This window comes from Mesorhizobium sp. L48C026A00 (assembly GCF_000502375.1).
Classification (GTDB): Bacteria; Pseudomonadota; Alphaproteobacteria; order Rhizobiales; family Rhizobiaceae; genus Mesorhizobium; species Mesorhizobium muleiense.
The window spans coordinates 18,685-31,364 of the sequence record NZ_AYWU01000044.1; the positions used below are offsets into that span (position 1 = coordinate 18,685).

The 12,680-nt window shown below is 64.0% G+C and carries 10 protein-coding genes, 1 tRNA gene and 1 pseudogene; 11 read left to right on the forward strand and 1 reads right to left on the reverse strand.

The genetic code is table 11. The annotated features are described in order from the left end of the window. Nucleotides 1-108: 108 nt before the first annotated feature. The 8 genes from X738_RS78080 (at nucleotide 109) to X738_RS78115 (ending at nucleotide 6,509) form a co-directional block, all read left to right on the forward strand. The gene (locus X738_RS78080) at nucleotides 109-1,962 is read left to right on the forward strand and encodes an ABC transporter ATP-binding protein (protein ID WP_023803690.1); all 1,854 of its coding nucleotides are present in this window, start codon (nucleotides 109-111) and stop codon (nucleotides 1,960-1,962) included. After that, a complete protein-coding gene (gene dapB / locus X738_RS78085; RefSeq protein WP_023803691.1) occupies nucleotides 1,959-2,795 on the forward strand; it encodes a 4-hydroxy-tetrahydrodipicolinate reductase in 837 nt (278 codons plus the stop codon). The genes X738_RS78080 and dapB overlap by 4 nt, the downstream gene beginning before the upstream one ends. A gap of 32 nt (nucleotides 2,796-2,827) precedes the next feature. Then, nucleotides 2,828-3,448, forward strand: a complete 621-nt coding sequence (locus tag X738_RS78090) for a 2,3-bisphosphoglycerate-dependent phosphoglycerate mutase (RefSeq protein ID WP_023803692.1) — start codon at nucleotides 2,828-2,830, stop codon at nucleotides 3,446-3,448. A gap of 68 nt (nucleotides 3,449-3,516) precedes the next feature. Beyond that, nucleotides 3,517-3,601, forward strand: a tRNA-Leu gene (locus tag X738_RS78095). Nucleotides 3,602-3,967: 366 nt separating this feature from the next. Then, nucleotides 3,968-4,936, forward strand: a complete 969-nt coding sequence (locus tag X738_RS78100; protein WP_023803693.1) for an ABC transporter substrate-binding protein — start codon at nucleotides 3,968-3,970, stop codon at nucleotides 4,934-4,936. Then, nucleotides 4,933-5,625 carry a L,D-transpeptidase gene (locus X738_RS78105; protein ID WP_027155339.1) on the forward strand — a complete coding sequence of 231 codons (693 nt, stop codon included), beginning with the start codon at nucleotides 4,933-4,935 and terminating at the stop codon, nucleotides 5,623-5,625. Before X738_RS78100 ends, X738_RS78105 begins: the two co-directional genes overlap by 4 nt. Nucleotides 5,626-5,761: 136 nt before the next feature. After that, nucleotides 5,762-6,028 carry a hypothetical protein gene (locus X738_RS78110; RefSeq protein ID WP_373420501.1) on the forward strand — a complete coding sequence of 89 codons (267 nt, stop codon included), beginning with the start codon at nucleotides 5,762-5,764 and terminating at the stop codon, nucleotides 6,026-6,028. Between the two features lie 241 nt (nucleotides 6,029-6,269). Further along, nucleotides 6,270-6,509: a hypothetical protein gene (locus tag X738_RS78115; protein ID WP_023803696.1), complete on the forward strand. Its 240-nt coding sequence runs from the start codon at nucleotides 6,270-6,272 to the stop codon at nucleotides 6,507-6,509. A 616-nt stretch (nucleotides 6,510-7,125) separates the two neighbouring features. On the opposite strand, the gene X738_RS78120 is transcribed toward X738_RS78115, so the two are convergent. Then, nucleotides 7,126-9,180 carry a BTAD domain-containing putative transcriptional regulator gene (locus X738_RS78120; RefSeq protein ID WP_031256991.1) on the reverse strand — a complete coding sequence of 685 codons (2,055 nt, stop codon included), beginning with the start codon at nucleotides 9,178-9,180 and terminating at the stop codon, nucleotides 7,126-7,128. A 233-nt stretch (nucleotides 9,181-9,413) separates the two neighbouring features. Here X738_RS78120 and X738_RS78125 point away from each other — a divergent pair, with 233 nt between their 5' ends. The 3 genes and pseudogenes from X738_RS78125 to X738_RS78135 form a co-directional block, all read left to right on the forward strand. Then, nucleotides 9,414-10,502 carry a PLP-dependent cysteine synthase family protein gene (locus X738_RS78125; protein WP_023803698.1) on the forward strand — a complete coding sequence of 363 codons (1,089 nt, stop codon included), beginning with the start codon at nucleotides 9,414-9,416 and terminating at the stop codon, nucleotides 10,500-10,502. Between the two features lie 20 nt (nucleotides 10,503-10,522). Further along, a complete protein-coding gene (locus X738_RS78130; protein WP_023803699.1) occupies nucleotides 10,523-11,794 on the forward strand; it encodes an aminotransferase class I/II-fold pyridoxal phosphate-dependent enzyme in 1,272 nt (423 codons plus the stop codon). Between the two features lie 110 nt (nucleotides 11,795-11,904). Then, nucleotides 11,905-12,429 (forward strand): annotated as a pseudogene (locus X738_RS78135) (pyridoxal-dependent decarboxylase); the annotation flags it as partial. Nucleotides 12,430-12,680: the final 251 nt, after the last annotated feature.

Genomic DNA, 12,680 nt, shown 5'->3' on the forward strand with positions numbered 1-12,680 from the left:
AGAGTTTTTGCCGGCCTCGGCCATAGGCAAGCCGGCACCGGGGCGCTAAGAGGATTGCCGAATTAACCCGGCCGCGGAGCCGGACCGACATCACGGAACGATCCCGACTTGAACCAGTCGCTAAACCACCAAGCCAAAGCCCGGCCCGGCGAGGTCGTGGCGGTGATCCGCCGCATTCTCACTGAGAACGGTCGCGACTATCGCTGGTATTATGCTCTGGCCGTTCTGTGCCTGGTGATGGTTGCGGCCACGACCGCCTTCACCGCCTGGATCATGAAGGATGTCGTCGACCAGATATTCTACCAGCAGCGCGGCGATCTCATCGCGCTGATCTGCTTGTTGATCCTGGGCGCCTTCATGCTGCGCGGGCTGGCCACCTACGGCCAGGCGGTGACGCTGGCCAGGATCGGCAACAATCTGGTGGCGCGCTACCAGCGCCGCATCTTCGCCCATCTGATGAAGCTCGGCATCGGTTTCTTCAACGACACGCGCTCGGGACGGCTGGCCGCCCAGATCAACGAGAACGTCAACGGCATCCGCGACCTGCTGTCGATGACGCTGACGTCGTTGGCACGCGACGCCGTATCGCTGATCGCGCTGATCGGCGTCATGATCTGGCAGGATCCGATGCTGTCGCTGATGTCGCTGCTGATCGGGCCGCCGCTGATCTACACCGTCGTCTATCTGACCCGCAGGATAAGGCGCGCCACGCGCGAAGCCGTGCAAATAAACGCGCGGCTGATCGGCGCCATGCAGGAAGCAACGCAAGGCATCGCCATCGTCAAGGCGTTTACGCTGGAGGACGAGCTGTCGCGCCGCATCAGCGACCTTGTCGCCGGCGCCGAGCAGCGGGCAAACCGCATCGCCCGCGTCTCGGAACGGTTATCGCCGATCTCCGACATGCTGGCCGGTTTCGCCGTCGCCGGCGTCATCGCCTATTCCGGCTACCGGGCAGCCGTCGGCGGCCAGCCGCCCGGCGCAGTGTTTTCCTTCATCACCGCACTGCTGCTTGCCTACGACCCGGCCCGGCGGCTGGCGCGCATGCAGGTCGGCATGGAACGGGCGCTGGTCAATGCGCGCATGATCTACGAGTTGCTCGACCTCGAGCCGCAGCAGGGCGACGCGCCCGGAGCGGCAGAGGCGAAGATTACCCGGGGCGAGGTGCGCTTCAACAATGTGTCGTTCGGCTATGTCGCCGACGCTCCGGTGCTGCAGGATCTCAGCTTCGTTGCCGCCGCTGGCAAGATGACGGCCATCGTCGGCGCCTCGGGCGCCGGCAAGTCGACGCTGGTGGCGCTGCTGCAGCGCTTTTACGATGTCGAGGCGGGCAGCATCGAGGTCGACGGCCAGGACATTTTAGAAGTGACCAAGCAGTCGCTGCGCCGCTCCATCGCCTATGTCTCGCAGCAGCCCTATCTGTTCGAAGGCAGCATTCGTGACAACATTCGCTACGGGCGGCTGAGCGCCAGCGACGCCGAGATCGAGCTGGCCGCGCAACAGGCCGAGGCCGATGGCTTCATCCGCCAGCAGCCGCAGGGCTATGACACCCCTGTCGGCGAAGGCGGCCTGACGCTGTCGGGTGGCCAGCGCCAACGCCTGTCGATCGCTCGCGCCATCGTGCGGCAGGCGCCGATCCTGCTGCTCGACGAGGCGACCTCGGCGCTCGACAACGAAGCGGAAGCGCGCGTCCAGCAGGCGCTGACCCAGATCATGGCGGGGCGCACGACCATCGTCATTGCGCACCGGCTGTCGACCGTGGTCAATGCCGACCATATCATCGTGCTGGACCAGGGCCGGCTGGTCGAGCAAGGCACGCATGCCTCGCTGATGGCCGACCCGCACAGCGTCTATGCCCGGTTCCATCGGGTGCAGGGCAACAAGGGGCTGGGGCTTGTCGACGACGGCAAGCCAATCCAAACTCCGGGGCAACGCGCCAAAAAGGCGGTCGGGAGAACTTTATGAGCGGCACAAGCGAATCCCCCGTCAGTGAAATGGGCCTGGTGGTGGTCGGCGCGGCCGGTCGCATGGGCCAGGCGCTGATCCGCGCCATCCACACCATTCCGGGCGCCCGCGTCGCCGGCGCGATCGAGCGGGCCGGCTCGCCGCATCTCGGCAAGGATGCCGGCGAACTGGCCGGCATCGGCACTATCGGCGTGGTGATCGGCGACGATCCGCTGCCGGCTTTCGCCAGGGCCGACGGCGTCCTCGATTTCACCAGCCCGGCGGCGACCGTGAAATTCGCCGGCTATGCGGCGCAGGCGCGCATCGCCCATGTCATCGGCACCACCGGCTGCTCGGCGGACGACAACTCAAAGATAGCGGCGGCGGCGCGCCACGCGACGATCGTCAAGTCAGGCAATATGAGCATCGGCGTCAATCTGCTGGCGGTGCTGGTGGAGCAGGCGGCGCGCGCGCTCGATGCCGACGATTTCGACATCGAGATCCTGGAAATGCACCACCGGCACAAGGTCGACGCGCCGTCGGGAACGGCGCTGCTGCTCGGTGAAGCCGCCGCCGCTGGGCGCGGCATCGATCTTGACGGGAACAGCGTGCGGTCGCGCGACGGCCATACCGGCGTGCGCAGGACCGGCTCGATAGGCTTCGCCACGCTGCGCGGCGGTTCGGTGGTCGGCGACCACAGTGTTCTGCTGGCCGGCACCGGCGAGCGCATCACGCTCGCCCATCACGCCGAGGACCGGGCGATCTTCGCCCGCGGCGCGGTCAAGGCCGCACTGTGGGCGCGCGGCAGGAAGCCGGGACTGTATTCGATGCGCGACGTGCTCGGACTCGCCTGAGACGATCTCATCCACCAACTGAAGGAGCAAAAATGTCGGGAACTCTCGTGCTCGTGCGCCATGGCCAGAGCGAATGGAACCTGAAGAACCTTTTCACCGGCTGGCGCGACGTCGACCTGACCGAATTGGGCCACGCCGAGGCCAGGGAGGCGGGCGCCAAGCTGAAGGCGCGCGGCATGAAATTCGACATCGCCTTCACCTCGTCGCTGATCCGGGCGCAGAAGACCTGCCAGCACATTCTCGACGCCGTCGGCCAGAGCGATCTCGAGACCATCCGCGACCAGGCGCTGAACGAGCGCGACTATGGCGATCTCTCCGGCCTCAACAAGGACGACGCGCGCCAGAAATGGGGCGAGGAGCAGGTGCATGTCTGGCGCCGCTCCTACGACGTGCCGCCGCCCGGCGGCGAAAGCCTGAAGGACACCGGCGCGCGCGTCTGGCCCTATTATCTGCACGACCTGCAGCCGCATGTGCTGCGCGGCGGCACAGTCCTGGTCGCGGCGCACGGCAATTCGCTGCGCGCGCTGATCATGGCGCTGGACGGCAAGTCGGGCGAGGAGATCGTCAGACTGGAGCTCGGCACCGGCGTGCCGGTCATCTACAAGCTCAACGCCGATTCGACGGTGGCATCCAAGGAAGTGCTGGCCGGCTGAGCCGGCGGGGCAGCTTTCAAAAAAGCGCGTTGACACTCACCGTTTGCCCGCCTAAAGAGCCCGCACCAGCCCAGATGGCGGAATTGGTAGACGCGCACGGTTCAGGTCCGTGTTCCGCAAGGAGTGGAGGTTCGAGTCCTCTTCTGGGCACCAATCCCTTTGTAAGCTCTTGATTTCCTGGAAACCATAGGTTTCCGGGTCATCGGCTGCTACACAAAGCTGTCGCCTTGCGAATGACCTCACCCAACAAGGCGTCCTGATACGCCCCCTGGTTCGTTAGGCGCATGCCTGCGGACATCTTGCAAGTTGTCGCGCGGCGGCCGTGTTTGAGCGTCTTCCCATACGGAATGTCATCGAGTAGCGTGCAGGCGCGGCTGTGACGGCGCTCTCCTTGGCGAATGCACTGCTGCACCTTCAGCAGTTGCCGTCAGACCATTGGGCTGCTGTCACGACCCGGTGCTTGCCGAGACAATTTGTTCCCGTCCCGGTTCATTTCAGCACCGAAGCGAGGGGAAAGAAATGCACAACCGATTGCGGCAGTGCCTGCGGAGAATGTCGCTTGCGGCATTGATGCTGGCGGTAAACATCCCGGTCCACGCGGCTGATCTCGTCATTGCCATGCCGAACTGGCCGTCGGGCCAGGCGACGGCAAACATTCTCAAGGTCAGCCTGAAGCAACATTTCGGGCTCGATGCCGATGTGCGCGAGATGGGGACGCTTATTGCCTTTGCCGGCCTCAATTCGGGCGAGGTGGATATTCATCCCGAAATCTGGCTGCCCAACCTGGACAATCTGGTGAAGAAGTATGTCGACGGCGCCGGCACGGTAGCCATCAGTCCCATCGGTGTGCCGGCATGGCAGGGCATATGCGCCACCCGCGAAACGACCGACAAATTTGGCATTCGCGACATTTCGGATCTCACCGACCCGCGCAAAACCGCCGCGTTGGACACGGATCGGGACGGACGCGGAGAACTCTGGATTGGCGCCGAGGGTTGGTCCTCGACGGCGATCGAGCGTGTCCGCGCCAACAGCTATGGCTACGCCGAGACAATGACATTGCTGGAGACGCCGGAGGATGTCGGAATGGCGGCTGTCGATGCCGCGGTTGCCACGGCTCATCCGATGGTGTTTGCCTGCTATGCGCCGCATCACGTGTTTGAACTGCACGAAATTGTCCGGCTTGCCGAGCCGCCTTTTGACCCAGCAAAGTGGAAGATCGTGCTGCCTTCCGAGGACCCGCTCTGGGTCTCGAAGTCCAGCGCGCCGGTGTCATGGGATACGGCACATTTCCACATCGCTTACGCCACCTCGCTGCGCAAGAAATATCCTGAGGTGGTCGCGTTCCTGGAACGGGTCGCCCTCAAGCCCGAGGACGCCACCAATATGAGTTATGCGCTCCAGGTGGAGCGTCAGGATCCTTACGAGTACGCCAAACAATGGTTCGCCGCGCAGGGCGCTCGGGTGCAAGGGTGGGCAAATCCATGACCGGAAAGCTGACGATCGCGGGACGCACCGCTCTCCAGCGGCGCTCCCTGACGGCAATTGTCGCGGTAGCGCTCGGTCTTGTCGCGGTGGCGGCGCTGGCTGCCGGAACCCAGGTTTTCGATCCGAAAACCCGCAAATGGGTGGACTATGACCGCGCCAAGGCGCGCAAATACTATGCCGCACATAATCAAGTGCCAGAGGCGTTTCGCCCGCAGATGGTCAAGTTCCGCACCGCGGAAGCGCCCGGTACGATCATCATCGACGGCAACCAGCATTTTCTCTACCTTGTGCAGCCGGGTCAGCGCGCCATGCGCTACGGTATTGGCGTCGGCCGGGAAGGCTTTGGATGGGCCGGAATCGTGCGCGTCGGCCGCATGGCGGAATGGCCGACCTGGACGCCGCCGGCCGAAATGGTCGCTCGCGATCCGAATGCTGTCAAACATGCGGGAGGCATGCCGGGAGGGCCCGACAACCCGCTCGGCGCCAGGGCGCTCTATCTGTATGAGCGCGACCAGGACACGATCTACCGGATACACGGCACGCCGGAGCCGTGGACGATCGGGCTCGACGTGTCATCAGGCTGCATCCGGATGCGGAACGACGACATCACCGACCTGGCATCACGCGTCAAGGTTGGGGCCAAGGTCATCGTTCTCATGCAGGGGGCGGCACTTTACAAGGGTGTTTGAAGCCGGGGTGTTTGAAGCCGGGGGGTGTGAAGCCGGGGTGTGTGAAGCGGCATTCGGAGAGGGACAAGCAATGTCGGCAAAACCTGCAGTGAGAACTTCGATCCGGGCAACAGCAATTGGATTCCTGGCGGGGGCCTTGAGCGCTTGCGTCAGCACGCCGCCGCCGCCGCCGCCTCAGGACCAGATGTCCAGGACCCAGGTCGAGACGGCCCCGGCCGACCTTCAGCTGCTTTGCGCCGACGCAGCCGCCAAGGCGAGCGGTGCCGACAGCAGCAAAATACTTCCGGTTTCGTCGAGCAAGATCGATTCCACAACCTATCGGGTCGAACTCGATGCCAGCGGCAAGAAGACAAGCTGCCTTGTCGATACCGAAGGCAATGTCAAATCCGTTCAGCCCACCTGATCGGCTCTGGTCGAAGGATTTTGCGGCGATCTGACGATTGCCGCGAACGTGGCGTCATCTTCGGACGTGACGATTGGTGGCGGCCAGCCGCGGCGAGGTTCAGACACTAGGAGAAAAAGCCCGGCCGACGGCAGCGTGTCTCAACCCAGCGGCATCATCGCGATTGGCAGGTTCGGGCATTCGCTGTACCATTCCTGCGCCGGTCGGCGAAATTGCGCGTTTCGGCAAGGGAGAAACGTCCATGTTACGATCAATTTCGCTCGCGGTTTTCCTGGCGGTCGTTCCTGCCGCAGCCTTTGCAAATTCATGCCCGACCATCATGGCCGCGATCGACGCGGCGTTGCCGACCGCGACGCTGGCCGAGGCCGACATGAACAAAGTCAAGGAACTGCGCGCCCAAGGCGAGAAATTGCACGCCGCCGGCGATCATGCAGGATCGGAGGCTGCGCTCAACCAAGCCAAGTCGATGCTCGGCATATAATTGCGGCAAGCCAGCTGAGAGAAGCGCGAGAATGCAGCGGCTCAGGATAAATGCTGATCTGTAGTGATCCTTCGCGCCCCCCTCTGTCCTGCCGGACATCTCCCCCACTTGGGGGGAGATCGGCCGTCATCACCGCCTTCGCGAACCGCCACCGTTGCAGGAGCGAGCGGTGCGCCCAAGCTGCCAATCTCCCCCCTTGTGGGGGAGATGTCCGGCAGGACAGAGGGGGGCGCCTCGCTCCGCCATAAAAGGTTCTGCACCGTCGTGACGCTCTGATGTAACGGCATGGATCCCAGGGTCTCCGCGACGTCGCTTCGCTCCTGCTCCGCCCTGGGATGACGAAGGGAGGGGTGTTTCGGCTAATCCTGGAGGTTTGCGATTGCCACTGAGATTCGCCGCTGAAAGTGCTGTGGACCTTCGCTGCCGGCCAGTCGGGCAGACAAATCTCCAACGCTGGCGATTGGCATAAACCACCACGACTTCGTCATCCTAGGGCGAAGCAAGGAGCGAAGCGACGCGGCGCAGACCCTAGGATCCATGCCGTTGCCTTGCGGCAGTGCTCCAGCGGAGCAGGACCAAACGCTACCTAGGCCGAGTCAGGGCCGCGTGGGTTGGTTCACCCCAGCCCAATCCGCCTGGCGCCCTGCCGGAACATCGCCTCAGCGTCCGGCTCGAAGCGGAAGGTGCCGATGAAATCGTCGGCACAGTAATTCGGCAGCGTCTTGCGGATGGCGGCCGCGAAAGTGCGGGCCTCGTCAAGCCGCCCCGCCAGCGCAAGGCAGTGCGCCGCGATCGCCAGGATGATGGCATGCGCGTTGGGACGGGCGGCGGCCTTCAGCGCCCATTCGGCGGCCTCGTCGAACTGCCCGAGGCGGACATGCGCCATCGCCCTGGCGCCGAGCATGCCGAACAGCAGCGGATCGAACGGACTTAGATGGCGCGAGTGATCGGATGAACCGATCGCCGCGTTCGGATCACCCGACTGCGAGTGGACAAACGAAAGCGCGTAGTGGCCGAGCGCAAAGTTGGGGCTGAGATCGACGGCCCGTTCCAGCTCGATGAGCGAGCCGTCCTGCTCGCCGCGCAACCACAGCGCCCGGCCCATGGCCCAGTGCGCGGCCGGATTGTGATCGTCGACCAGAAGACTTTGGCCGGCGGTCTCGAAGGCGAGCGCGCTTTCCTGGTCGCGGTCTCCCCAGCGCTGAAAGGCGTTCTGCCAATGGGTGAAGGACAGGCCGGCATAGGCGCGGGCGAAGGTCGGATCGAGCTTCAGGGCCATGTCGAAGAAATGCCGGGCCTGCTCGTTTTCCGTGCGGGTGAAGCGATACATGTGCCAGAGACCACGATGGTAAGCCTCCCAGGCATTCAGCGAGCTGGGGGCTTTCAGCATGGCGCGGTTGCGCTCGACCATCTCGATCTCGGCCGAGATCGACGAGACGATGCTGTCGCCGATGTCGTCGAGGACGGCAAAGATGTCGTCGGGCCTGCGTTCGAAGGTCTCGGCCCAGACGATCCTGGCCGTGCGCACCTCGACAAGTTCGACGCTGACCGCGACACGGCCAGCCTGGCTGCGCACCGTCCCGGTGGCGACGTAGTCGACATTGAGTCGCCGGCCGGCATCTTCCGGCGCGATGTTCTTTTCGGCCAGCGCAAAGACCGAGCCGCGGGCGATGACGAAGAAATCCCTGAGCTTGGCCAAACGGGTGATGATGTCGTGGGTCAGGCCGTCGGCCAATCCACCGCGAGAGGGGCCGCCGAGAGGGCCGCCGATCCCGGCTTCCTCGACAAACGGCATCACCGCGAGCGAGGCCTTCGACGTAGCAGTATCGGCATGGGGAAGCACAATTGACGCTTGCGCGGCTGCCGGCAACAGCGCCGGCTGCGCCCGGAGCGTCGCGGCAGGTCGTTCGCTGCGGATCGACCGCCATGCCTCACGAACGCGTCCGAAATCCAGATCCTCCGAAGCAAACAGCTGCGCCGCCGAGGCAAGATGGTCCTCGCAGGCGGCGATCTGCCCGCGTCGCGCCAGGCTTGTCAGAAGAGCCACGTGCGCGCGCTCGTCGAACGGATTGAGTTCCAGCCATGTCTCCAGATGCACGGACATTTCGTCGGCATCCGCCGGCAGCTTGCTGACCAGCTGTTCCAGAATGGCGGCGTGCCACGAGCTGAAGCGGCGGCGTTGCGCGATAAGCCAGCTGTTGAAATGCGGGCTGCGGTCGATCTCCAGCCCGTCGAGGAAGTCGCCGACGAATAGTCTGGACAGGGCCTGCAGCCGCTCAAGATCGAGCGTCTCGATGCCCGTGGCGGCGGCCGAGGCGACATCGAAGGCGTCGACGGAAACGCCCTTCAGATCGAGCGCGACCGTGTCGCCTGATGTTTCGATCCTGTGGCGATCGGGTTCGTCAAGAATGCCCCTGAGCTTGCTGAGGCACCAGCGAAGCTCGCCGCGCGGATCGTTCGGCACATCCCACAAAAGCTCGCACAGACGGCTGCGGCCGACGGCATGCGGCGCGAGCGCCAGATAGGCGAAGAGCGCGCGCAGCTTGCGCGATGCCGGCAGTTGCACGGTGGCGCCGTCACGGATGACCGTCAGCGGCCCGAGCAGCCGCACGGACAGCCCGGCCGCTGCGCCGTCCAGGCTCGATCGAGCGGATTCCACGTGCGTTTCCACGCTTGCTCCCACGCTGGCCAGTTGTCCTCTGTTTTACCATCGAAAGCGATCGAGGGCATCCGGCAACGAATTTTCCGCGCCGGTTGCCGGCATTGCCACCGTTCCGGGCCGCGTTGGCGGCACCGGAACCGTACTGCGGCAAGGTCTCGAAACCTCGCCGCCCAAGCCGCCGGTTTGTAACCGGCTCGTGACAACGAACACCTCGTGACGACAACAAAAAGGGGAGAGCAGACATGTTGCAGCAACGGAAAATCAGGACCACGGCCGGTCGCGGCCGCCTGTTCGACAGCATTATCGACACGGTCGGCGATACGCCGGTGATCAGGATCAACAATCTCGGCCCCGATCATGTGACGATCTATGTGAAGGCCGAGTTCTTCAATCCGGCAGCGTCGGTGAAGGACCGGCTGGCGCTCAACATCATCGAGGAGGGCGAGCGCAGCGGCGCCCTGAAACCGGGCCAGACCGTCGTCGAGGCGACCAGCGGCAACACCGGCATCGGTCTGGCCATGGTCTGCGCGCAAAAAGGCTATCCGCTGGTGGTGACGATGGCCGACAGTTTCTCCATCGAGCGGCGCAAGCTGATGCGCATGCTGGGCGCCAAGGTGGTGCTGACGCCGCGTGCCCAGAAGGGTTTTGGCATGTACAACAAGGCGGTCGAGCTCGCCAAGACCAATGGCTGGTTCCTGGCCCGCCAGTTCGAGACCAAGGCCAATGCCGCCATTCACGAGGCGACGACGGCGCGCGAGATCATCAACGACTTCGCCGCATCGCGGCTCGACTGCTTCGTCACCGGCTACGGAACCGGCGGCACCGTCGTCGGTGTCGGGCGCGTGCTGCGCCGCGAGCGTCCCGAGATCCGGATCGTGCTGGCCGAACCCGCCAATGCCCAGCTCATCGGCAGCGGCAAGGCGCAGGAGCGCGGCGCCGACGGCGCACCCGCCGCCAGCCATCCGGCCTTCGAGCCGCACCCGATCCAGGGCTGGACGCCGGATTTCATTCCCAACGTCCTGCAGGAGGCGGTCGACGCCAGCCTCTATGACGAGGTCGTGCCGATTGCCGGGCCCGAAGGCATCAAATGGGCCAAGGCGCTGGCGCAAAAGGAAGGGATTTTCACCGGCATCTCCGGCGGAGCGACCTTTGCCGTGGCACGCCAGATCGCCGAAAAAGCTGCACCCGGCTCGGTGATCCTGTGCATGCTTCCCGACACCGGCGAACGCTACATGACGACGCCGCTGTTCGACGGCATCGAAGCCGAGATGGACGCGGAGGAAATGGCTCTTTCGCAGTCGACACCCAGCGGCCAGTTCCCGGCCGAGTAGCAGGAGAGGGAGAAACCACCATGGACGCGACGCCAAAATCCTCCGGCATGGCTTTCGAAGAAACGCTCGACATGCGCCGCCTGCAGCAGGGGGAGTGCGTCGTGCCAATCGCCACCGTGTCCAGCCGGATGCTCGCCGTCACAGAGGAAATGCGCACGGTCATGGATTTTGCGCGAAACGTCCTGGAGGGCGACGGCCTGGCGCCCGATGCCTGCGATTTCATGTTCGGCAATCCGCAGGAAACGCCGTTGCGTGGATTTGTCGATGCATTGATCCGCCACGTCGAGCCACAGGATGTTCACTGGTTCGGTTATAAAAAGTACGATGCGCTGGCGCGCGAAACGGTGGCCCGTTCGCTCAGCCAGGCGCGAAGCCGAAACTACAAGCCAGACGACATTGCGATCACCGCGGGAGGGTTCGGCGCGATAGCGGCTGCGCTGCTCGCCGTGCTCGAGGTGGGAGAGGAGGTCATCTATCCGCGTCCCGGCTGGTTCGCCTATGGTGCCCAGATTCGCGGCGCGGCAGGGACACCCGTCGCCGTCGACCTAGCACCGGGAACCTATGACCTCGATCTCGAACGGATTGAGGCAGCGATCACCCCGCGCACCCGCGTGGTGGTGGTCAACACGCCGCACAACCCGACCGGCCGCATCTTTCCCCGCGCTCAACTCGACGCGCTCGCCGACAAGCTCGCGGCCGCGTCCGAAAGATTTGGCAAGGTGATTTATCTCCTTGCCGACGAGCCCTATGCGCGACTGGTGTTTGACGGCCATGCGCATATCAGTCCGGCCGAGAGCTATCCGCACACGCTGATCGCCTATTCCTTCGGCAAGACCTTGCTCGCGCCCGGCGAGCGCCTGGGCTGGCTCGCACTCGGGGCGGACATGCCCGAGGCCGATCGCATACTGTTGCGCGAGGCTGTCGACATAGCGCAGGTTTCGCACGGTTGGGCTTTCGCCGGCCGTACCCTGCAGCGGGCACTGCCTGATCTCGAGAAGCTCAGCATAGATGTCGCAGCCCTTGCGCGGCGCCGCGATCGCATGGTCGAAGGCTTGAGGGCAGCGGGATACGACCTGCCGGTGCCTGAAGGTACCTTCTATCTCATTCCACGCTCCCCAATACCGGACGACATGGCCTTCGCGGCACGCCTCGCAACTGACGGTGTCTGGGTGCTGCCCGGCAGCGTCGCCCAATTGCCTGGACGTCTGCGGATCAGTTTGACTGCAAACGACGGCATGGTGGAGCGCTCTTTGCCCGTTTTTGCGCGAGCGATCCGGGAAGTCGCAGCCTAACTCCTCCTGGCGAGCAGGAGCTCACACAAGGGCTTCTGGTCCATCGCTTGAGCGATGGCTGGCGGCCCGTTGCAATCGACTGCTGAATGCCAAATTAATAGGTCCTGATCCTAGTCAGGGATGCTTCAGCGCATCGCAAACCCTTCGCGGTCACGCCGGAATATCTGGAATCGACGCCGCGCGGCCTCGCGTCGGGCCAGTGGCTGCATGATTTTGGCCTGCAGACGTCACGCGGTTTCAGGGCGCTGAAAGTGTGAATGGCGCTGAAGCAGTACGGCATCGAGAAATTCGGCCGGCTGATCGACCAAAACATCGCACAAGGCCACTATTTCTCCGGGCTGATCGAGGCTGAACCGACCCTCGAGCTGACGGCGCCGACCAGCATCAACATCGTCTGTTTTCGCTACCGCGGCGACGGGCTGACGGCAGAGCGGCAGAAGGCGCTCGACACCGAGATCATGCTGCGGCTGCAGGAAGACGGCATCGCCGCCCTTTCGGACACGACGGTGCACGGCCAGCATTGCCTCAGAGTAGCGATCAACAACCACCGCACCAGGCGCGACGATCTGGATTTGTTGGTGCGGGAAACGGTGCGGCTTGGGCAGGAGATTTCAAGGCCTGGCGTCGCCGGCTAAGGATCCTGGCAGTCACCTCAGACAAATCACAGCGCCCAAGCGTGTGGGGTGATCGACTGTTGATGTCGGCGCTGCCCCTCACCTGCCTGCCGGCATCCTCCCCGTAGAACGGGGAGAGGGGCGCTTTCATTAATGGTTTCGTTCAATTACCAGCGTTACAGGAAGGGCACCGGCATTGAGGCCAGTGTCCAGTTGATAGATGGGTAACACTTTGAACCGGATACATGGGTTACAGTTTTCCCCCTGTCGTG